21 protein-coding genes are annotated in these 23,013 nt (G+C 30.1%); 8 read left to right on the top strand and 13 right to left on the bottom strand.

Annotation, left to right across the window (positions count from 1 at the left end; genetic code table 11):
- Positions 1–36: 36 nt before the first annotated feature.
- Both MY490_RS11420 and MY490_RS11415 read left to right on the top strand, forming a co-directional pair.
- Entirely contained in the window at positions 37–942 is a 906-nt protein-coding gene (locus tag MY490_RS11420; protein ID WP_248265827.1) for a beta/alpha barrel domain-containing protein, read from the top strand.
- A gap of 87 nt (positions 943–1,029) precedes the next feature.
- Positions 1,030–1,809, top strand: a complete 780-nt coding sequence (locus MY490_RS11415; protein WP_098233615.1) for an undecaprenyl-diphosphate phosphatase — start codon at positions 1,030–1,032, stop codon at positions 1,807–1,809.
- A gap of 90 nt (positions 1,810–1,899) precedes the next feature.
- On the opposite strand, the gene ypeB is transcribed toward MY490_RS11415, so the two are convergent.
- The gene (ypeB, locus tag MY490_RS11410; protein WP_248265826.1) at positions 1,900–3,222 is read right to left on the bottom strand and encodes a germination protein YpeB; all 1,323 of its coding nucleotides are present in this window, start codon (positions 3,220–3,222) and stop codon (positions 1,900–1,902) included.
- 18 nt (positions 3,223–3,240) lie between these two features.
- Complete coding sequence (gene sleB, locus MY490_RS11405; RefSeq protein WP_248265825.1) at positions 3,241–4,056, bottom strand: spore cortex-lytic enzyme; 816 nt, start codon at positions 4,054–4,056, stop codon at positions 3,241–3,243.
- 163 nt (positions 4,057–4,219) lie between these two features.
- Between sleB and MY490_RS11400 the strand changes: the two genes are divergently transcribed.
- Both MY490_RS11400 and MY490_RS11395 read left to right on the top strand, forming a co-directional pair.
- Positions 4,220–4,561: a DUF3889 domain-containing protein gene (locus tag MY490_RS11400; RefSeq protein ID WP_248265824.1), complete on the top strand. Its 342-nt coding sequence runs from the start codon at positions 4,220–4,222 to the stop codon at positions 4,559–4,561.
- 626 nt (positions 4,562–5,187) lie between these two features.
- Positions 5,188–6,093, top strand: a complete 906-nt coding sequence (locus MY490_RS11395; protein WP_248265823.1) for a tyrosine-type recombinase/integrase — start codon at positions 5,188–5,190, stop codon at positions 6,091–6,093.
- Positions 6,094–6,181: 88 nt separating this feature from the next.
- Here MY490_RS11395 and MY490_RS11390 read toward each other — a convergent pair whose 3' ends face one another.
- From MY490_RS11390 to MY490_RS11370, 5 genes are read right to left on the bottom strand one after another with little or no spacing between them, the layout of a single operon-like run.
- The gene (locus MY490_RS11390) at positions 6,182–6,907 is read right to left on the bottom strand and encodes a M48 family metallopeptidase (RefSeq protein WP_248265822.1); all 726 of its coding nucleotides are present in this window, start codon (positions 6,905–6,907) and stop codon (positions 6,182–6,184) included.
- The gene (locus tag MY490_RS11385; protein ID WP_248265821.1) at positions 6,897–9,974 is read right to left on the bottom strand and encodes a type I restriction endonuclease subunit R; all 3,078 of its coding nucleotides are present in this window, start codon (positions 9,972–9,974) and stop codon (positions 6,897–6,899) included. Before MY490_RS11385 ends, MY490_RS11390 begins: the two co-directional genes overlap by 11 nt.
- Positions 9,971–11,215 (bottom strand): restriction endonuclease subunit S, encoded by a 1,245-nt coding sequence (locus MY490_RS11380; protein WP_248265820.1) that lies wholly within the window; start codon positions 11,213–11,215, stop codon positions 9,971–9,973. The genes MY490_RS11385 and MY490_RS11380 overlap by 4 nt, the downstream gene beginning before the upstream one ends.
- Positions 11,209–13,626: a type I restriction-modification system subunit M gene (locus MY490_RS11375; RefSeq protein ID WP_248265819.1), complete on the bottom strand. Its 2,418-nt coding sequence runs from the start codon at positions 13,624–13,626 to the stop codon at positions 11,209–11,211. The genes MY490_RS11380 and MY490_RS11375 overlap by 7 nt, the downstream gene beginning before the upstream one ends.
- A 21-nt stretch (positions 13,627–13,647) precedes the next feature.
- Positions 13,648–13,863 carry a helix-turn-helix transcriptional regulator gene (locus MY490_RS11370; RefSeq protein ID WP_248265818.1) on the bottom strand — a complete coding sequence of 72 codons (216 nt, stop codon included), beginning with the start codon at positions 13,861–13,863 and terminating at the stop codon, positions 13,648–13,650.
- 171 nt (positions 13,864–14,034) lie between these two features.
- Here MY490_RS11370 and MY490_RS11365 point away from each other — a divergent pair, with 171 nt between their 5' ends.
- The gene (locus MY490_RS11365; protein WP_248265817.1) at positions 14,035–14,382 is read left to right on the top strand and encodes a hypothetical protein; all 348 of its coding nucleotides are present in this window, start codon (positions 14,035–14,037) and stop codon (positions 14,380–14,382) included.
- A 175-nt stretch (positions 14,383–14,557) separates the two neighbouring features.
- Positions 14,558–15,172, top strand: coding sequence for a hypothetical protein (locus MY490_RS11360; RefSeq protein WP_248265816.1), 615 nt, complete (start codon positions 14,558–14,560; stop codon positions 15,170–15,172).
- A 68-nt stretch (positions 15,173–15,240) separates the two neighbouring features.
- On the opposite strand, the gene MY490_RS11355 is transcribed toward MY490_RS11360, so the two are convergent.
- From MY490_RS11355 to MY490_RS11340, 4 genes are all read right to left on the bottom strand, one after another.
- Complete coding sequence (locus tag MY490_RS11355; RefSeq protein WP_248265815.1) at positions 15,241–15,621, bottom strand: DUF2538 family protein; 381 nt, start codon at positions 15,619–15,621, stop codon at positions 15,241–15,243.
- A 13-nt stretch (positions 15,622–15,634) separates the two neighbouring features.
- Positions 15,635–16,768, bottom strand: coding sequence for a tyrosine-type recombinase/integrase (locus MY490_RS11350; RefSeq protein ID WP_248265814.1), 1,134 nt, complete (start codon positions 16,766–16,768; stop codon positions 15,635–15,637).
- Positions 16,769–17,108: 340 nt separating this feature from the next.
- The gene (locus MY490_RS11345; RefSeq protein ID WP_248265813.1) at positions 17,109–17,633 is read right to left on the bottom strand and encodes a hypothetical protein; all 525 of its coding nucleotides are present in this window, start codon (positions 17,631–17,633) and stop codon (positions 17,109–17,111) included.
- Between the two features lie 910 nt (positions 17,634–18,543).
- A complete protein-coding gene (locus MY490_RS11340; protein WP_248265812.1) occupies positions 18,544–19,485 on the bottom strand; it encodes a hypothetical protein in 942 nt (313 codons plus the stop codon).
- 480 nt (positions 19,486–19,965) lie between these two features.
- Between MY490_RS11340 and MY490_RS11335 the strand changes: the two genes are divergently transcribed.
- Both MY490_RS11335 and MY490_RS11330 read left to right on the top strand, forming a co-directional pair.
- Positions 19,966–21,069, top strand: coding sequence for a ParM/StbA family protein (locus MY490_RS11335; protein WP_248265811.1), 1,104 nt, complete (start codon positions 19,966–19,968; stop codon positions 21,067–21,069).
- Positions 21,066–21,446, top strand: a complete 381-nt coding sequence (locus MY490_RS11330; RefSeq protein ID WP_248265810.1) for a hypothetical protein — start codon at positions 21,066–21,068, stop codon at positions 21,444–21,446. The genes MY490_RS11335 and MY490_RS11330 overlap by 4 nt, the downstream gene beginning before the upstream one ends.
- 76 nt (positions 21,447–21,522) lie before the next feature.
- Here the strand turns inward: MY490_RS11330 and MY490_RS11325 are convergent, their stop codons facing one another.
- Both MY490_RS11325 and MY490_RS11320 read right to left on the bottom strand, forming a co-directional pair.
- On the bottom strand, positions 21,523–22,056 hold the full coding sequence (locus MY490_RS11325) for a hypothetical protein (RefSeq protein ID WP_248265809.1): 534 nt from the start codon (positions 22,054–22,056) through the stop codon (positions 21,523–21,525).
- 317 nt (positions 22,057–22,373) lie between these two features.
- The gene (locus MY490_RS11320) at positions 22,374–22,928 is read right to left on the bottom strand and encodes a recombinase family protein (RefSeq protein ID WP_248265808.1); all 555 of its coding nucleotides are present in this window, start codon (positions 22,926–22,928) and stop codon (positions 22,374–22,376) included.
- Positions 22,929–23,013 lie beyond the last annotated feature (85 nt).

Raw genomic sequence — 23,013 nt, 5'->3', positions numbered from 1 at the left:
TTAAAAAAATAAAAAGTAGAATAGGAGTCGATCATATTGAATCTGCCAAAGTCTGTATATATAAAAGAAATTGGACCTCGTATTAATTTTCAATATGGATCACGATTATCTATTGACCAAAAATTACAATGGATTAACCATCTGATTGATAGTGGATTACATCACATCGAAGTTTCCACTCTAATGAATTTTCCGAATAAACAACAGTTTAGTGAAGCTACCGAATTAGTATTGAAACTAAAAAGAGATCATCACCTAACATATGGAGTATTAGTACCAAATAAAAGAAGTTTAATGAGAGCATTTGTTGTAGATGCGGATGAAATTAACTTTTTTATCGCAACAAGTGAGTCATATAATGCTAAAGTTAAAAATTGCTCGATCAATCAATCATTGAAAGATATTAAAGAGATGACAAAAGTAACGAAAGATTATGAAAAGATTACGCGTGCTTATATTACTACGGTATTTGGCTGTCATGATGAAAAAGTAAGTCATCAAAAAGCAATCGACTTGGCATTGCAATTATTAGATGATGGCGTGGAGGAATTATCATTTGTAGATACGGTAGGTAAAGTAAAACCTAAACAAGTTAAGTTATTTTTAGAGGATTTATTAATAAAAATACCGAAAGAGCGTTGTTCGATGCAATTTTATAATACTTTTGGGAACGGCATCTCTAACATCCATACATCACTTTCATATGGGATTGAGCGGTTTGAATCAGCAAATGGAGGATTCGGAGGTTGTTTTCCATCTAATGAACAAAATAGAATGATTGAAACGGAAGATTTAATATCATTTTTACATCGACTTGATCTTCAAACTGATGTTGACGAAGTAAAACTACTAGACGCGACAAACTATATTTCAAATCAATTAAAAGAAGAGCCTACTAGTAAGTTATTTTCAAGATTACCATCCAAAAAGCATCTAACATGATGCTTTTTTATTGTTTTTAATAATTTGGACAAGAATTGAATTTTTTTTGCATATAATTTACTAATTTGAATGAAAGGAGAATTGTTTATGTCTAACTTTGAAGCAATAATATTAGGCATCATTCAAGGGTTAACTGAATTTCTCCCAATTAGTAGTACCGGTCATTTATATATTGGTAGACATTTATTTGGATTAGATGAGGCAGGCTTATTATTAGATACGTTAATGCATATTGGTACTTTATTAGCGGTGTTTGTTTTTTACAGTAAAGAATGGAAAGGTTTGATCAAAAAACCTTTTTCAAAATTAACTTTATTACTATTTGTAGGAACATTACCCGCTGTAATTGTAGGTTTATTATTTAAAGATTTTTTTGATGAGATTTCTGTTTCGGGTAAAACGATTGGATGGGAATTTATTTTTACTGGTATTATTTTATTTATTGCTGATAAAAGGAGAAAAGGGAAGAAAACAATGGAGGAGCTTACATGGGTTGATGCTTTATTTATCGGCTCATTTCAAGCACTTGCTATATTTCCAGCGGTTTCACGATCGGGTTTAACAATCGCTGCAGCATTATTTAAAGGAATGGAACGAAAAAGCGCAGCTTATTTTTCATTCTTACTATCAACTCCTGCAATTTTAGGTGGCATCGTATTCCAAGGTAAAGATCTACTTGGTGGAAACGCTGAGCAAATTGCGTTTTTCCCACTATTTCTTGGAACATTAGCCGCAAGCCTATTTGGTTATTTAGCCATTAGTTGGATGATCAATTTATTGAAAAAACAATCACTGAATATTTTTGGCTATTATGTTATTTTTTTAGGAGTTAGTATTGTAGTGCTTCAATATTTGAAGATATTTTAATTTAAACTCGATAAAAATTAAAGTATAGGTAATGATTTTGTACATAAAAAAGCACAGGAAGTACTAAACCTGTGCTTTTTATGATATTACTTAAAGTTTTTTAACTTTTTCTTCATCACCAGTCGTTGAATTTATAAAGATATCATATGTATCGTGATTATATGTACCTAAAAATTCATAAGTAAGAACTTCTTTATTAAAATCATTTAATATGACAGCTAATCGTTCTTCTTCAACTTTTACATTTTTATTCAGCTTTGCTCGTGCTTGCTCAAGTGTAAGCTTAGGAGTAGGGACTTTACGTACATGGTTTGACGTAATATAGTTTTTAGCATTGAAACCGATGATTTGCCCGTTATCTAATGCAACCTTTAATTGAATTGCTTCTGGATAGATGCGCACATCATCAATTGATTTAACCATTTGAAGTACGCCAATCGTATCGTATTGTGAACTATCATATAATACCATGTTCTTATAGTTTTTTGAATTTAAATAACTTAAACCTTTTTTCACTGCATCGTCTAAACTGATTTGCTGTTTAGCTATTGGTCTATTTGTAATAAAGAAGATTGGCAAACCTGCAGTTTCTGTTATTTCCATATATGTATCAGCTACTGGGTTTTTATGAGCCATAGAAACTGAGTAAAAAGGTTCAAATCGATTATTATCGGTTTTGCTTCTAGTCACTTGAATTTTAGTAACATTTTTGAGCGGTACAGCGTCTTGTGCAATTTTTTTAGCTTCATTCTCATCAATTTTTTTACCGGTTAACTTCTTTAAACCTTTAGATTCTTCTTGACCATTCGAAAACGTTGGACCGAAATCATTGTCTGTAGTTGCTTTTACTTGTTCTATATGTTTAAAACCATCTATAATACTATTGTCTCGTGGTGCTTTTCTTTCTTCAGACATTTGACCAACATCAATCCAGCTTAAGTTTTTATCCATGATGTTTGTTTGTACATTCCTTAGTCCATCTTGAATTTTTTCAGCTGTTGAATAAATATTACGTAAAGACTCATATTCCTTTGCAGTTAAAGGTTCTTTATTTAAATCTCGAACCGCTGTTTTATAGCTAAAGTTTGCTACTCCAGTTAAAAAGGCCTGCGTTTTATCAAAAGGCACAAATTTTAGTGGAAGTTGTGCAATATCCGATTTAGATTGAATCGAAAGACGCCACACATCTGCTAAAGCAGGGGAGAGAGACGTTCTTGAATTCATTGCTAATGTCGTACCGATTTTATCGTGTAATAAATCCATATCAAATGTTAGTTCATTAAAAGCTCTTTGATAATTATTTTCGGCTTTTAAATTCATTTCTTTCAGTTCGCGATTTTGCGTATATCCCCAATAACCAGTTCCGATTAGAGCGGCTACTAAAGCACCTGCAACAATCCAACTACCTTTCATATTTACACCTCACTACAATTATTTACAAAAAATATGTTGACCAATTGTAAGAATAATAGGGCGGCCACGAATCCATTGGTTTGTTGCTGTTTTAGGATTGTAATAATAAATACAACCAGTCGTTGGATCCCAGCCATTTATTGCATCAATTACTGCTTTTTTAGCTTGAGCATTAGGTGTTAAATTAATTTGACCGTCAGCTACTGCCGTAAAAGCACCTGGTTGATAAATAACACCTGCGATTGAATTAGGAAAAGATGCATTTGTTAAACGGTTTAAAATGACTGCAGCAACAGCAACTTGCCCGATATATGGCTCACCACGTGATTCCCCATATACAGCATTTGCCATTAGTTTAATGTCATTATCTGTATAACCGTTTGGTGCATTCGCAATTGGTTTATTATTTGGTTTTGCATTCGAATTATTAGGTTTATTTGTATTCGGCTTAGCCGGCTTATTGTTGGAAGCATTATTATTTGATGTATTATTGGCCGTACTACCTTTATAATTCTTAGTTGCTTTTGTCAGCTTTTCTTTTAATTTTGTTCCTGCGACACCATCAACTTTCATACCAAATTTCTTTTGAAAATTACGAAGAGCCCAGTATGTATTCCAGCCGAAAACTCCATCAGCTTGATCGTCCAGAAACCCTATAAAAATAAGTCGCTCTTGAAGCTCCTTAACATCATCGCCAGTTGAACCACGGCTGAGTACTTGACTACTAAAGGCATCAACTTCTTTTTTTGGTAAGTAAATATTTAAAGTAATCAGTGAAATACATATTATGCATAAGATAATAAATGCAGTTTTAAAGTGAAAATTCTTTTGCAAAATAAATCCTCCTTAATCAAATACATATAGGATTACTATTTGTAAAAAATTTCTTTTTATTAGTAAAAAGCGTAAAAACTGATATAAATTGCACAAACAAGAAACGGATAGATAGAGTAGACGGGTCGAATAGTAAGGAAAGGAGCAAAAAGGAGGAGGTATTATGAAAAGAACATTTAGAGCCATTTTCATTTTCTCATTCTTATTTTGTAGTATTTTTTGCAAAGTAAACCCAGCTGCTGCACAACCAGTTTATGAGCCTCCATATGCAAAATGGGGAAAAATTGCAGTTGAAAAAACAATCCAACGATACCCGCAATCCGATGTAATAGATTATTTACACATAGGAAGAGAACGAAAAACACCAGTGGTCTCAGTAGAAAAATTCAAACTATGGTTAAGATTAAAAGATGGAAGTAGGGAATTTGGGGTATATGTAAATGTAGAATTTGAAACAAGAACAGAAAGATACTTAGGAATTACATATACTGAAACGGATCGATAAGAAACTAACTTTAAAAAAACATCGCTTAAATCGTGATGTTTTTTATTGAAATATATTGTGAGGGAAATCACATGAAAAATTTTAAAAAAGAGTATTAGTAAAAATAAGGATATATGATTTAGAGTTTATTAAGGGGTTTAAAACATAAATTTTTTTAATGCTGTAACGGAAATTGAAATCATATAAAAAATCAACACAATCAGTGAGTGAAATAAACAATAAAAAGTATGAATTGTTGTAAAAACTAAAACAAATTAACTAAAACAATTTTGATTTTTTTATTGAAGAATTTTTATAATTCATTTTTACTCATTCGTTAAATGATTCAATTACTATATAGAATTTGTTATTTAATGAATTAGTTAGTAATTAGACTTAATTCATTTTTTTGATCTGAAATTGATGATTTTTCTCGTTTCGTCTCAAAACACTAAGAATACTTGCTAATTGAGATGAAACATAGTGATTTTATTACAACTTCCTATAATATATATTATGTAAACTAGCAACAAACATAATCATAAGCAGCTTCATTGTACTGTGTTCACATAATAAATGCTATGGTCAACTTCCCTTTTTTTTGTTGACTATAATTTTATTATTACTTTTTATAGGAGGTTTTAATTTTGAAGTTAATTGATGCTTTTGATGAGTTTCTACTGTATTTACAAGTTGAGAAAAATTACTCTTTATGTACTATAGATAGTTATCACCATGATTTTCAATGTTTGTTAAATTTTCTGAATGAAAATAACCGCTCTAAAATACTAGATGATCTTTCACCAATCTTAATACGTCGCTTTATTCAGGATCAAGTAACCAGACAACATGTAAAACCTAGAACTATTCAAAGACGTATTTCTAGTTTAAAGTCTTTTAGTCGGTTTACTATGAAGGTCCAATTTATTGAAAAGGATTTTACCGCTGGAATTGAAGCACCTAAACATGATAAGTTGTTACCTGTTTATATGACGTTAATCGAATTAAAGATGCTTTTTAAGTATTTGGAATCAGATAATCGCCCCTCTTCATTAAGAAATGAATTAATCTTTAAGTTATTTGCAACAACTGGAATGCGTAGACAAGAATTAGTTGATTTAACATGGCAGCAAATTGATTTCCATCAGCAAACAATAAGAATTTTTGGGAAAGGTAAAAAAGAACGTCTTTTACCTCTTCATCCGATTGTTATTCCATTATTTAAAAAATATCATGATTCATTACTTTTAAATCAAACGCATTCTACAGAGCCAATTTTCTTAAATTCTAGAAAAGAAAAGTTCAATCCAAGAGGTTTACATGTTTTATTTAAAAGATCATTAGAAGCTGCAGGATTACCTCCTACCCGCTTTTCACTTCATCACTTAAGACATACCTTTGCTACACTTCTTTTACAAGAAGCAAAAGAAAAGGTTGATTTAAGAACCTTACAAGAATTATTAGGACATGAATCTTTAGCAACAACTTCAATATATACACATGTTGATTTTGAATTGAAAAAACAGGCGATTCATTCATTTGTGTTGAGCTGAAATAAAAAATTAACTACCTTTTCGATAAAGGTAGTTAATTTAAAGTAACATTGACTTATCTTTATTACTAAACCGAATACATAATATTTTATTCTTTAAATGATTCAACAAAATCTAACATAAACATATTCAATTCATCTCGAATTGTACGCCAATTAGGATAATAGTTATCCATTAAAGAAACAAACCGTGAATTATGTGTACGTTCCTTTAAATGTACCATTTCATGAACAACTACATATTCAATACACTGTGGGGGCTTTTTAACTAAATGAAGGTTTAACCAAATACGTTTAGCATTGACATTACAAGTACCCCATTTTGTTTTCATAGCCTTTACTCTCCATTCATCAACTGCTACATTCATTAGTGGTTCCCATTTTTGTATGATGTCAGGAATAACAGCTTTAATTTGTTCACGATACCAATTCGTCATAACTCTTTCACGTTGGTCCCTTGATGTCCCGTCTCTAACGTATAAATCAATGAATTTCTTGTTCCGTATTATAACTTTTGCTGCACCTTTATGATAGATCACATTTAACAAATAACGAGTTCCCCACAAATAATGACTTTCACCAGATACATATTCTCTTTGAGATTGTCGCAATTGTGATTGGAACTTATTTTGTTGTTTTTTTATCCAGCTAATTTTTGAAATTATCATTAGCCTAATACTTTCATCTGTTGTTTTCATTGGAGCAGCGACTCTTACTCTTCCATTTGGTGGATATACACCTAAGTGTAAGTTTTTAATGTTTTTCTTCTCTATTTCAACATCAATGTTACTTATTTTAATAGTTTTAATACTCATTTTGTTTTACCACAATATCATAGATTTGTTTTCTAAGATTTTCATCCTGGATGTTTCTACTAATTATGCGTTCAATAACGCGTTCTTTTAATCGCTTACCTCTCCAACTATCAGGTTTTTCTCTAATAATTTGCTCATGTAAATTAATTGCTATCTCTTCATTTCCTAAGTTATCAAATAATGACCGTAAAGCAGGAGATTTTCTTACACCCATTGGGTATGTTGTTGATTCTTCTGGTTTTTTTACTTTAGAAGACAATTCAACAATTTTAGCTAAATAGGCTTGATAATCTATAACACTTTGTTTTCGTTCTCGAATGATTTCATCTAATAGTTGTGACATTTTATCAAAATATTTCGGATTTGTTGATGATTCATCGATTATAATACGTCTTACGTTATTTTCAATCGTTTCTGCAACTGCTTCATTATTTTTTTTCATATTTGGTGGTAAGTTATTTAATGCATCTTCACCTCTAGCTACGATTAGATCAATTAGTGACATATCATCAAAAGCTGATAAGATTTCACTATCTTCTGCACTAATATAAGAATCAATCAAATGACGCATTGCTGGTTCGTATACTTTTAAATCGATATAGTCCCCACTTGATAATTTTACTTCCGCGCGTACTTTTTCAATGTAAGCTACATAGCTTTTTATTTCTTCCGCTTGCAGTTTTGTGTAACCAGCTTCAATCATTTCATTTGCAATATTTGCATATGATCGAATTAATAATGATACCATTTTATATAAAGCTACCCGTTTAGGTTCATTAGCTTTCAATTCCTCTTTATCTTCAGTATTCTTTGCACAAAAATAATGTTGAAACGCAAGCGTGTCTTTTGGAGGTTCAACTGGTTCACAAAGTGTTTTTACACTTTCAAGCAAATCGTCCAGTTTTTCTTTTGCTTGGGATAAACGGTTCTTTAATAATCCTTCAACATCTTCTTTCTCATATTGATCAAAAGCTTCTGTTGTATAATCGTTTACTGCTCCTTCAAGACTTTTAAAAAGGTCTTTATAGTCAATTATATAACCGTATTCCTTATCATCGCCATCTAGTCTATTTACTCGACAAATAGCTTGGAATAAACCGTGATCTTTCATACTTTTATCAATATAAAGGTAGGTTGCAGATGGAGCATCAAATCCTGTAAGTAATTTATCAACTACAATTAATAATTTCATTTGTGCTGGTTCATTAATAAATTTCTCTTTAACTTCTTTTTCAAAAACTTCAGTAGTTTTTCCATCCAGCATTTTTAAATATATTTCATATTTTTCAAGCTTTTCTGTAGCTCCTTCATCAGCAGTTTCTTCACCTTTTATATCATTGGCATTTGGTGAATATGAGGTAATAATGGCACATTTTTTAAATCCTTTATTTATAAATAGCTCATAATATTTACATGCTTCATAAATGGTACCAGCAACTAGCATCGCATTTCCACGTCCATTTTGAAGACGGTCTTTAGTTTCCATATCAAAAATTATATCAGTTACAATTTTATCAAGTCGTGACTTTGAGCTGAATACACTTTGCAATGTTCCCCAACGTTTTTTCAATTGAGCTCTAGCAGCATCTGTTAATCCTTTTGTTTTTACGTCAAACCATGTATCTACTTTCGTTTGAGAGGTAATATTTTGATCGATATTTCTTGCTTCATATCGTAAATCGAGTACAACCTTATCTGTTACAGCTTCATCAAATTTATAGGTATGAATATAATTACCGAACACCTCTAAGCTACTTGCTTTATCCTTTTTTAATAAAGGAGTACCTGTAAAACCAATAAACATTGCATTAGGTAAAATCATTTTCATTGCATTATGTAAGGATCCAGATTGTGTACGATGACATTCATCTACAAAGACATATAGGTCACCTTTTGCAGAAAAATCTTTTGGTAAATTAGATTTCAATTCGTCTAAGAAATTTTCATATGAGTCGTCCCTTGTCCGCCCGAATTTATGAACTAATGAACACATTAATAATGGGGTCGTTGTGTTTAACTTAGCAATTAAATCTGCCCCACTTTTCGTTCTATAAATATTTTCTTCTACCCCATTAAATACTTTTTCAATTTGTTCATCTAATTCTTCTCGATCTGTAATAATTAAGATACGAGCATTATTCTTATTTTCTCTAACCCATTTTGTTAACCAAACCATAGTTAAACTTTTTCCACTACCTTGCGTGTGCCAAATAATTCCACCTTCACGCTTATGTACACTATTTTGTGCAGCTCTTACACCAAAATATTGATTTGGACGACATGCTTTTTTTATACCACGATCATAAACAATAAAGTCATGAATGATTTCAAGTAAACGTTCTTTATTAAAAATACTAATAAGATTTTTATCTAATAAGTATTTTTCATTATCAGATTGATTTCGTATCTTTCTTGATCGATCGTCTTTTGCATCTATATCATCTTTCCAAGTAAGATAATATTTTTCTGGTGTTTCAATGACTCCGTACTTAACACCTTCAGTGTCATTTCCAGCAATAACAAGTTGAATGGTTGAGAAAAAACTTTGAATAAAGTTTTTAGACTGACTATTTAAATTTTGCCTAATCCCTTCTGAAGTTGAAACTGTACTTCTTTTTAACTCAATTATAGCCAAAGCTATACCATTTACATATAAAACTAAATCAGGACGTTTTGTATTTGTTCCTTTGACTGTTACTTCTTCAGCAACATAAAAATTATTAGAAAGTGGATTTTTCCAATCTATTAACCAGACAGTTTGCTTATTATCACCAATGTTTTCTTTTATTTTTATTCCGTATCGAAGAAGTGAATAAACATCTTTATTAATGTCATACAAACTTTTGGTTTGGTTTGAACTAACTTTAATCAATTCACTAATTGCCCGTCTAATTAACTCATCACTATAACCACTATCCCTTAAAAATTGATTTAAAAACTTCTCTTCAATATTCTTGTTTATACGATCTTTCCAATCTCCAAGATACCTGTACCCAAGTTTATTTGAAAAGAGAGAGACTACTCTCTTTTGAGTAATTCTCTCATTTTGTCCTATTGCTCCGCTCATACTAACCTCCGTTTCCCAGTAAGAAGATCTTGAATCATTCCCAATTTTATATTTTTATACTTTACTAATTTTTGTTCAATTTTTTCAATTTCCATATCCATTACTGACAATACATTAGCAATCTCAGTTTGTTCTTCTTTTGTTGGTGGTATTTTTAAAATTAAATCGAAAGTATCTTTTTTTGAAATTTCTAGAAAAGTTGAGCCAATAGCTTTTTCAATCAATAAATGCTTGTGCATTTGAATATAATAAAAAATAAACTCTCCACTAATTTGGTGAAATGGTATAAGTGATTTAAAACCTTGATTTGTTGAAATTTCTGAAGCTGCAATTCTTATGTCACCAATAGTTGCACGACTACATAACAAAAGTGAACCTATAGGTAATAGGGTTGCTGAACTTGATTTAAGACCTTCAATTGTTATTTTTTTTTCTGTGTCATAAATATATTTTCCTTTAGTATTTGTAATATCAGTAGGTGTACACCATTTTATATCACCATTCCAAAAATTACTTACTGATGTACTTGGTGTACCACCACTAATAATTTCAGCAATATCACCTAATTTTTTTTCTACCCAATTATCATTGAAACCTTGTAAACGTTTCTTGCCTGTAAGCAATAATTGCATAGTACCTTGTTTAATCAATCTTTTTTTAATTATTAGCTTTTCTAAAGTGAAAATAAGTGAATCTAAATCTGATAGTGCAGTTGTAATAGCACTCCGTTCATTCGAGTCATTAGGTAAGGCAACTATAAAAGAATTTAAATTTTTATTTGTAATTTGATTAATGGTTGCTCCTAGATTTGATTGTATTTGTTTTTTTATAGTCTCTGATTGAAAACAATAGTAAATAAATTCATTTATAGGACTTCTAAAAACTGACATAAATGCACCAAAAGTTGATCCTTCTGTGCGTTTATCAATAAGTGCACATTTACCTATTAAATTCCTACTACCATTTCTTACACATATAAGCAGATCATTTTCTTTAACTTTTATTTTTTCATCTACTTCAATATCCACGTATACATTATCTTCAAATTTAAGATTGTTCCCACCAATATTAGATGATCTTAATACAAGTAATCCATAGTTTTTTACATTTTCAGGTTTATAAGTTAATCCAATTAAACACTGACCAATTTCTTCAAAAGATTTTATTTCCCATGTTTCAGGTATTAGTCCAATTTCTGAATCTTTATATCCATTTTGAATTTTAATATTTTTGACTACCATACAAAACCCATCCTTCTGAGATGTTCGTCTACTTTTGCAGTGAATTTTTCTACATCATTTTCTATTTCAGGTATTGGTTCTTCATATCGTTTAGCTAACTCAATAATTCGATTTGCTAGTTGTTGCGAGATAGTATCGGTTAAAATGTCAATTCCATTTTTAATACTTGTAAACCACTTGTCATAAATAATTATTTGTTTAATTTCATCAATTGTGAGTTCACTGTACTTTTGAATTAGTGCTTCTCCTAGTTTTTCATTTCCTTCTTTAATTTGTTTTTTTAATTCAGTTTCTTGAACTAATAAATTTTCATAAAGTTTTAAAATTGCCATTTCATCTTCAAATTCTGGAATTTGTTTAATTTCTTTTATTCGTTTTGTTAGACTTTTTTTTGTAATTTTACTATCGTTGATAACTTCAATTAACAAACCTTCTTCTACACCATGCTCTTCAATCACTTCTTGTTGCTTTTGTACAATTGCATCTTTTTTTGCCTCTAAAACATCAATCTCAAATTGTTCGTTTTCAAAATAACGCTTTATTATTAATGATTGAGGGATTAACTTACCCTCGAATCCTTTAAGTTTCTTTTTCTCTGTGTATATCCACTCAACTTCATTACCTGCAGTCCAATTTTCATCTACAATAACATAAATATCATCTTGCATCGTTTCATTCCAATAAGTCAAAAGTGTTTGATATACATCGTATTTATCTATTAATGCTACTTCTGAGAATTTTTTCAATATATCTTCTGAAATAGCTTGAATAATCTCTTTAGGTTTATTTTCTGAAGTTAAGTTTTTCAATATTGATTCATTAGTTTGTGTCCATTTATTAAATACGTTGACAATGGTTTCTTGATGGGTAATAAATTGCTCATGATTGAATATTGTTTCTTTAATTTCTACTTGATTCACATTTAAGAAAGAATAGCCATCTCGTTCACTATTAGAAAATAAGTCATCTTTTAATTTTGAATAAACATCCCAATAAACTTTCAAGCTATCAATATCAGTATTGGGTATACCACCTAATAAATGAGAGGAAATGTCCTGTATATCTTCAGGTTCACTTAAATCAATATAGCGAGGTATATTTAAGTTATATTCATTATCTTCTGCAATTTCTTTTGTGGTTACCATACGACTAAATTTTGGTATCTCTATTTGCCGAGTGAAAACTTCTACGATTTTATGAATGTCTTGTTCGCGCAACCTATTTTTATTCCCATCTTTTACGAATCCTTTACTAGCGTCTACCATAAATATACCTTTACGAGTTTCTGCATTTTCTTTATCTAGAACAATAATGCAAGCAGGGATTCCAGTACCATAAAACAAATTGGCAGGTAAACCAATAATTCCTTTAATAATTCCTTTTTTAATAATATTTTCTCTAATAATAGCTTCTGCATTTCCTCTAAATAAAACACCATGTGGTAAAATAACTGCTGCCTTACCAAATGATTTAAGTGATTTATTAATATGAAGCAAAAATGCAAAATCCCCATTCTTCGCAGGTGGAATACCAAATCCTTTAAAACGCTCATACATATCATTTTCAGGATTTATCCCATTACTCCAAGCTTTAGTTGAAAATGGAGGATTGGCTACAATAAAATCGAATGTTTTTAATAATTCTTGGTTATTTTCATTTTTAAAATAAGGTGCAGATAATGTGTTATCTTGCCATATCTCAGCCGTTTCCTTGCTATGCATAATCATATTCATTTTTGCCAAAGCTGCAGTAGCATTATCCATTTCTTGTCCATATATTGTTACGTTTGATTTTGCTTCATCAGCAGCTTTAATTAATAGAGAACCGCTGCCGCAAGTTGGATCATAAACCGTAATGGCTTGTTTAGTAGTTTCTCCGATACCAATAACTTTCGCAAGTACACGTGAAACTTCTGCTGGTGTGTAAAATTGACCTTTACTTTTACCAGATTCAGTTGCAAAGTTTCTCATTAAATATTCGTAAGCGTCCCCTAAAATGTCATCGCCCGCAGCTTTATTTTTACTAAAGTCCATTTTTTCGTCTTGAAAAATAGAAATAAGATTTGTCAATTTATCGATCATATCTTTTCCTTTTCCAAGTTTATCACTATCGTTAAAATCAGCTACATCTATTACACCTTTTAATTCATTTTCTTCTGCTAGTTTGGCTATAATTTTATTCATTTTATCGCCTATTTCTTTATCACCTTTTACTTCAATCATGTCATCAAATGATCCACCATTAGGAACATAAATTAAAGAGTCATCATCTTTTTTAGCTTTATCCGAAACATATTTTACGAATAACATTGTTAAAATATAATCTTTATATTGTGAGGCATCCATACCACCTCTTAATTCATCACAGCTTTTCCATAATGAGCTGTATAATTCACTTTTTTTAATTGCCATAAGTAGTTCTCCTAAATTGTTTTATTTGCACTTACGAAGTTCTTCAATAAGTTTATTACTAACACCTTGTTTTTCACAAAAATCTACTAACATTGCTATAGTTACTCTGTTTGGAGCTGATTTTTTATTTTCCCATCTATTAACTGTTGAAAAACTAACATATACAGAATGTGCAAGATTTTCTTGAGTTATGCCTAATTCTTCTCTTATTCTCCTGATTGTTTCAGAAAGTTCCATTTAATCACCTCTTATAGTAAAAACTATAGCATATGCTATATTAGTAAACAATTTATATCGAAATTAACTGAAAAATGATTCCAAAAATATGCAGGAATTTCAATAAAACAACAAAATTTACTTAAAGCTTATAACGCCGAATTTAAACTCAAACCTTTAGGAGGTTGTATGATGGGCTTAAGAGGAAAAAAGAGACAAAAAGGATATACTTTAAAATATTGTGCAGGTAAAGACAAATTACCCTACTTATACATCTGGGAAAAACATAAGAGTGAATTAACTCAAATGAAACGAAAAGAAAAAGGTAATACAAACAGTTATTATGAATGGGTATCATTAGGAAGGATCGATAAAGAACGCGCACAAAAATACCTTGATGAAATACGAAATGAATTATTAAACAACAAAATAATTCGTCATAATGATGGTAGTGCCCCTGTAATTTCAAATGATATGACAAATCAACTAATAGATTTACAACAATTATTTAATGGTGTTCAAATTGGATTAGAAAGTTAAATAAGAACTGTGGGGTAATTATCTGTATTACCCCACAGTTCTTATTTTTCTATAAATTAACTACCTTATTGAAAGTAATAAATAATGAATAAATAAGTAAAAAATCATGAAAATCGATCAAAGATTCATTTATTCTACTATTATATATAAAATTTTACATTTAGGGGGTGTTTCAATGGCTATTAATATATCACTGTCTCAATTCATTGATTTTACTACAAAACAATCAATGGTATCTAAAATAAAAAAAGTTGATCAAATAAAAAATCAACATGAACACAGTTTTTATTATTGGAAGGACTTCAGAGAAGCAGTTAAGGAATATTGTTTGAAACAAGACAAAACTGTATTTAATAACCTTTTATCAAATATAAATCCTAAAAAATATAACACATATTTTAATGCAGTAAACTCATTTCAAAAAATGCTAAAAGGGAAAAACGTGCAATGGATTGAGCCACCTACATTTACATGGTGTTATAATAACGAATTAATTGTTTCAGCAACTCCCGATCTTGGTTTAATAATTAATGGTAAAAACTATTTAATAAGAACTTTTTACAATGAAGATAGTTCGACAATTAATAAACGTAATATAATCCCTTCACTAACTTTACTTAACAATTCTATTGTAAATGAGAAAACTAGTCCTGATACAATAATAGGTTTATTTAATCTCAATACTAGTCGATTTTATCCTATAGATAATGAGGTATTATATGAAAATATTCCTTTAAAATATGAGGCGCTTTTATTAGTTAATATTTGGAATGCATCTCTGAAAAAATAAATATAAAGAGCAAATCCCTTATTCAAACATTGAAAGGGATCAGCTCTTTATTTGTTGGTTTATGGATGTTATGTAATAGTAAATATATCATTCTTGCAATAACATTTCAGCTCACACACTTGATATAATACATCACGCAAATATTTGTTATTTCTCCAAGTAAATAGAGCGTTTTGTAAACTGAATTTCTGTGCAGTCCAAAAATGCAAACCTAATTCCACTAATTGTAGTAACTCTTTACTTAAATTTCCTAAAATCAGTTTTGTTTTTAAACTGTTATCGAAATACCAATGAAATGGACCACTTAACTCTTCACTGAAATCGATTAACTGGAAGATTTCTGGTACTGCTGCAATGTATGAAGCGCAAATATATTCTGATTTATTATTTTTGAACCGCTGCAATAATGTTTTAAAATTTATTTTATGCTGTTCATTGACAAAATACACTTGTCTCACTCCTTTAGTTCGTGTTCGTTAAATAATAAAGAAATGCTTCTTCTTGTTCTTGGGTTAGATAACCATACCCACTAAGAAAACTCTTTAGTTGTATTGTTGAAGTTGAAGAAACTGTTGAAGATTCATTTGGATAAATATCATCATGGATTGGACATGATTCATCTGATTCGACATTTTCTAAAATATTCTCTAGTGTATTAATAGCTTTCTTTATAGCACGATAAGATGCATTACAAGCTCGTAAATAAGAGTCTGTGTTACTTTCATCTTTTATATGACCCAACCAGAATTGGATATGATTTTTCGGTATGTTTTGCTCACTAAAAAAAGTTGCAACCGAAGTACGGAATCCATGTGGAGTGAAGTGTTTATCATCATTCCATGCCCCTTCATTTCTCCATCCTACAATCTCTCCTAGTTCATTAGTAAGAAAGTTCAACATTTTATTTTTTATTCGCATAGAATTCATTCCTGTACAAATAAAATCTTCTTTGCATAAACCTGATTTTTTTATGTAGCTTTCAAGTTTGACTAAAAACAATTTTGGTAGTGGAATGTTTCTTATTCTATTTTTGTAATTGATTTCAGTGGGACAGAATTTTAAATAGCCTTTTTCAAAATCAATGTGTTTTACTTTTATATAACCCAAGCTTTCATTTCGCAAACCCGTGAACAACAACATTTTCAATGTGATTTCACAATGCTCACCTTTTTGTTCACTCAGTCGATTCATTCCATTATATAATTCAGTCATTTCACCAATAGATAATGTACGAGAATGCTGTCCACTTAATTGCTTCTTCAGTTTGTAAATAACAAACTCGTTGCTTTTTAAAATACCACGTGACTTTAATACCCCAACAAATGTAGACAATGATTGTTTTCGCCGTTGGACTGTTGAATATGCATCATTTTTATTAATTTGATGCTCAATCCAACCGTGAACAATTTCAACATTTTCAAATTCACTTACTGTCACTGTTTCAATTCCTTGATCTTGTGTATACTTGATGAAGTTTAAAACATCTGCATTGTAGCTTTTTGTCGTGTTTTTTGAATAAGCATTTTTTCTAAATTCAAGAAAAACTTGTAAATACTCTTCTACTGTAGATTTTGAATTGATTGACTGATATGACATGTCTAATTTCCCCCTTGAAATTAATCTGAATTTTTCTAATTTCTAACTTCAAGCTACTGAATTTAGAAATTAGGTGCAAGGGGTCGAGTATAAAAATTTAAAAATAAATTTTATATAACTGAATGAAACGCCTGGTGTTGCTGAGTTTTTAACGAAAAAATATTTTTTATAAATATTTTTTTTATTTCAGAATAAACCTGTGTTTAGCTAAAGATTTTACCAAAATTTTCTAAATTTAATGAGTAAGCACTTAACTGAAATTACTTATATTGAACCAAAATTGTTACAATTCCTGTTAAACATGCTCAAACTAAATAAGGAAGACCCCATAAGGATCTTCCTACTTATTTTTAAAAAATATTTCTTTTTGTTGTTCTTGTGCAAGTAAAATTAATTTTGAAAAAATCATGTTTTCAACTTCATCAAATACATTCTCAACTATTCTTTGAATCTCTGAAATTGTTAAATCAGAGTTTTGGCAAAAAGTGTACGTTAAAATGAAATAATTATTATCAGTTTCTTCATATTCCTCAAGCGTTAATTCTTTTGATTCTTCAATTACTTCTTTTTTCGCTTCGCTGTAATATGGTAAGTTAAATAAGCCACCATAAAATTGCTGAGGCATCCACTGTTTAATTCGAATAGTTACAAAATCTTCATCTGAACGTTCAATTTCAAAATCAGTATCTGATAAATTATCTAGCTCTTTTTTTACATTAATTGTTACGTCTTTTGGAATTGATCTTGCGACTAAATCTGCTAATTCAAAAATTGGTACATCGATACAAGGTTCATCAATCCTTGCAGAATACGCTTCATTAAGAAAATCTAAGATCATTTCATCATTTGTTGTATAATATTTCATAATTTTCCAAAAGCCTCCTTTTAGGATAATTATAACAAAACTCTATTGTACAATGTAGTTTTTGTTTCATTTCATTTTTTTAAGTTATTTAACATCCATTATAGAAAAATAAATATTACGAAAATTCCAGTCTAATCCCCCACTCTTTCAAAGAGTGGCAAGCATCAAAATACTTTATTTTATAAATCTCCAAATTGACCAGTCCAAGTCTACAATACCTTTCATTCCTACTTTTTGAACTTAAGTAAAGACGGGTTGTGTTAATCTCCGAATGCCTATTAAATCAGCACAGATATGCATACTAAAACCCTGTTCAATCAAATCATGACCGAAAATGTGTGTCGTAACGAATGCGCCGTCAAATCAGTTAATCCAGTATTTTTGAAAGTGTTCTAAAAAGATTTGCTAAGCCAGATGGTGTAAGAGCATCATTTCCAACTTGAAAGGTAAAAGTTTTATTTGAATTTCCTTTCTCACGAAATAATAACCATTGATTCATTACTTTACCAAGATTTTCACTTCAATTCTTCTTGATTTTCCGTATTTGCCATTTCGAACTTAAACATAACTTGAATTAAAGTCATCAATTTCAAGTGTAAGTAGTTCACTTAGCCATTATATTGAGTGGAACATTGTACAAATTATTGCCAAATAACGCCACTATTTCCACGGATTACATTCGAATTTACTTTGAGTGCTCAAGTAGTTTAATAATCGTTTTTTCAGATTCTGATAACCATTTTGGCTGGTTTTCAGAATGAACTTTTTGAAGCATAATAGTAACTCTAGATGAATATGGAATCAAACTAGATTCGTGTAAATGACGAAAAAATGTTCAGATGCACTTTAAATTTTTATTACATGCCAAAACAATAACAAAAAATTATACAATGGCATGAATTTTTCAATTTCATTCAATTAATGGAAAGTTGTTTTGATTATTTGAAAAAAGAACTGAAAAATCATTAATTGAATAATCGGTTTGTGTAATTGAAAAGAAATCGAATAAGAAATTGTGACGATTTATTTTCGATTTGAACAGTAAAAAACATTCTTTGAAATATCCGAAAATGAACAGAAGTTGTATTTTTAATACGTACATTGTAAATGGAAGAGCTACTCCTGTTTTTTTTAATATGTACTTTTTCTTTTCCCGATTTTTCTTTGAAAGTAATTTGTCTGGTTTTCTTAAAAAGTTACAAATTTCATGATTATTCTCCTTCAACCTAACTAGATTATATAAGTTGATTTTGTTAAATGGGTTATTAAAAACATGCAAATCAGTGTCAATTGTTAATAATTGACCCTTTATTGTAACTTCTAATCGAGTTAGATGTGAATGGATAACTTTTTTATTTATCATCTCATCTAATTCTAATTTTTTATCATACATTTTTATGCTTCCATGATCGCTGCGTTGTCCATGATATTCGGTTCCTAAATAATTGCGGATCTTTTTTTTTGAGGATTGTACAAACAAATTTTCTTTTGGAATTGTAGTATCATGAGCTAAGTCCACTACATGAACCATTCCTGAGTTTTTAAAATAATTATTTATAAAAATAATTATTTCTTTTATGGTTCCACCAATTTTTGAATGGTTAAATTTCATATAAAGCTGATTGAAAGTTTTTTTATTTTTTTCAAAACCGCGATAAATAAAAAATCTCCCCAATTTTGCATTTCCATTAATTGAAACTTTATAAAACTCACAAAAAGTACCAATTTTTGATAATTCATGAATACAAACTCCATTCAACCTAAACCTGTATTGCAAAGCTGATAATAAGTCCTTTACTTCATTTGTATTTGCAACGTACTTCATTGTAATTCCATCAATTTTTGTAATCATTTTTACACCTCCCTTCGATTGATAAATCTTCAAGAGGTGTATTGAAATGAAAAAAATAGAATCCTGCAACTAATAAAATATTTTTTTTCATTTCATTTTTTTTATTTTTTAACGAAGCATTTTACGCATTCACTTTAATTTAATTAAATTATTGATACTGTTGGATTTACCATTCTTCTTATGAATGGTTATAAGTAATTTTTTAAAATAAATTCTCTACACAATTAGTTTGATAAGCAGCTAACTTTCATTAATAGCTAATAAACTATTTATGATTTATTGATATTTTGCTATTTATCGTCGATTATTGATTGATTTAGTTAATTAGCAAAATAAGAATGTACTTGGTGAAAAATGAATTATAAACAAAAAAAATAAAACAAAAAAGGAATTACATATTTTTGGGGTAAATAACTGGATGTATACGAAAGTATGCATGTGTGCAACTGTATTCATTTTACTTTTAAGGGGGAATTACAAATGGTAAATAATTATGAATTAGCAGCAATCGATATTGGAAATGCACTCGTAAAAGGGATTTTTAATTCAATTGAAAATTGTTTGCAAATCCCAAATGTTATTTGTGAGGAACTAGAAAATCGTAATATCAAAGAATTTGAAAAAAGTACTTTGAATGGAATCCACGTTCAAGTTAAATCAAATGCTTTACAAATTCGTGAAGGAATTTTTTCAATTGGTAACCTAGCAGCTAAAAACGAGTTTTCAAATTCGATGTCGTCAAATACTAGAAAAACTCAAAATGATCAAAGTATTATTTTACTTCTTACTGCTTTAGCAATTAATGCAGCAGAATCATTTAAGAATAATAGTAATTCAAATGTGGTTAACGTATCGTATCTTTTGTCAACTGGAGTACCAATGAACGAATTAAAAAACAAACAAGAATTAATCAATAAACTAGAAAATAACCTGCACGAAGTAACGTTTTTACAGACTCCATTTTTAGAAGGAATCAAGGTTTGTATTAAACTTGAGAAAGTTTTTGTAAACCTTGAAGGGTTAGCTAGCTATATTCATTTATCCATGAACAATTCTTCACTTGGAAATAAAGCTATCGGTATTTTTGATATTGGTGGGCTAACTACAGATATTGCTGTAATTGAAAAGAATCAAGTTAATAACCTTGAGTCGAGAGGATATGATATTGGTATTAGTCCTTTTCTTGACGAAATTATTAAAGAAATTAAAATGAAATACAATTATAAAATTACTTCAAGAGATGAATTAACAAATATTTTAATTCATCAGAATGGTATGATTAAAGTTTTGGGTACTCAAGTATCTATCAACAAATTATGTGAGTTTCCATTTATGAAAATCGCTTCAAAACAAGTCGAGATACTAAAAGAAATATGGCATGATGTACCGTCGATGGATGAAGTTTACTTCGTTGGTGGCGGTGCTAGTATTATCAATGGGTACATTAAAGAAGTATTGAACAAACAAGAAATGGATTTACCTATATCATTTCTGGAACCACGTGAAAGTATTTGGGCTCTTGTAATGTCGTATTTTAGTATCCTCCAAGAATATGAAAAGTTAAGGCACGGAGAAATTAAATGACTATTAGAAAAGGTGACTCAATTAGCTTTAGACTTTCACAATCAACTCCTTCTGAAATTATAAATCTATTAGCTGAGAAGAAGGAAACGGAAGGAAGAAATTTTTCTTCCTTCCTATTATCAGTAATGATTAATGGGTTAAAACAGGAAATGTACAATAAAAATGAAATCAGAATTCAAATTCCAAATACACTTTCGATTGAACAAAAGAAATGGATTAATAATGCAGAAAATATTTCAATGATTATTACCTTACTTTCACATCGGGAAAAAAACTTGAACAATGATCTGATACAATCATTAGAACAAGTTCCTGATAAAAACAATAATATGAATCCTTCCACTAAACAATTTATTCTTCAAAATTTTTTATATTAGCCTTTAAAATTTCCGTATAAAAAATTTTAATTCAATGAAAAAAATCCCGAGATAATCTCGGGATTTTTTCAATGGTTTAAAATATTCGAAATTTGATAATACCTTGCTCGGCTAATTCTAAAAGATAGTCAAACTTAAAGTAAAAGTATGGTGTTCCATCCAGTCGATTCGTCGTTCTCCCCCATCCGACATTGGGCACCTTCTCGTTCAACACGTGTTCCTTTAGATCTTTTGGATCCTTTAAGAAAGCTCGTGCAATAATGTTACCATTTTCATTTTGGACGAGAATCAGGTAATTGTTCATTGTTGACAAACAGTTCCATTCACTAGTTCCTGGTTTATCTCGGAATGTCAATTCGGGTTTTTGATCACCTTTGATTTTAAGGACACGTCTTTGTAGGAACAATAGTTCCTGATCAACTTCGAGGATTTCATCGACCTTTGCAACCTCATCGAGAGTTTTTTTAACCAGAATGTGTGTCTCCACGCGTCGTACCGTTTTTTGTGGGAAAAGATCCGAGAACAATCCTTTTTTTACCTCTCTTTCAAACACGATCTCTGCAGCGTTTTTTCGATTTTCCCAATTTTCCTCATGGTTATTAATTTCCATGGGACATTCCTCCATCTGAGACGACTTAGATTTTTTTCACAGTGTGAAAAAGCCAGCCTCCTTAAAAGGGGAACAGACCCATGGCACTTAAGCCAAGTTCACCTCTTAAGGAGATTGGCTTAAGTCCAATCATATTACTTATTATTCATTTGTTTGAACCAATCGTTTTTCATTAAATTATTTCTTACTATTATTTTATTTCTAGTTTGTGAAAAAATGACTATAATTTGAAAAAAATTTCCAGAAAAACTTAACTTACCGAACTTAAATTTCTTTTTAGACGATAGTTTTGTAATACTATATAAGTGATAATTTTTTTACCTCTGGTATTTTTTCTTGGCACGGATTAAAGTACTTTTACTAATGCCAGTTCTTTCTTTTACTTGATCATATGAATGAGTTTCAAGTAAATCAAGGGCATGAAGAATGGCAGCTTTACTATATTTTTTGGGTGCACCCTCGCTAAAACCTTCTTTTTTTCGGGCTAATGCCTTTCCTTCGCTGGTTCTCTCGATTATTAAACTGCGTTCCATCTCGGCGACAGCAAGCATAGTTGTTAAGAAAAAACGACCCATTGTTGTGTTTTCTAATAAACCAACATTCAATACGTGAACTTTCACACCACGTTCAAATAACTCCTCAATTACTTCAATTCCTTCTTTTGTATTACGAGCCAAACGATCCAGTTTTGTTACCACTAGTGTATTGCCGTTTTGTAATTTTCCTAATACTTCCTGGAAAACAGGTCGATCTTTTTTCGTTCCTGTGAACTTCTCTTTGTAAATTTCATCACACTTTTCATTTTCTAGAGCTTGAATCTGCACTTTCAAATCTTGTGCTAAAGTTGACACACGAGCATACCCAATTTTCATAAATATCCCCCCAATTTAAGCAATTAATTATGACACCAAGTAGTGACACTTTCAATCCCTTTATTCTACTACAATTGTAATTGTC

Origin of the sequence: Gottfriedia acidiceleris (genome assembly GCF_023115465.1) — a bacterium.
GTDB classification, from domain to species: Bacteria; Bacillota; Bacilli; order Bacillales; family Bacillaceae_G; genus Gottfriedia; species Gottfriedia acidiceleris_B.
Note: the sequence above shows the minus strand (reverse complement) of the source record. Positions and strands in the feature narration are given on the sequence as shown.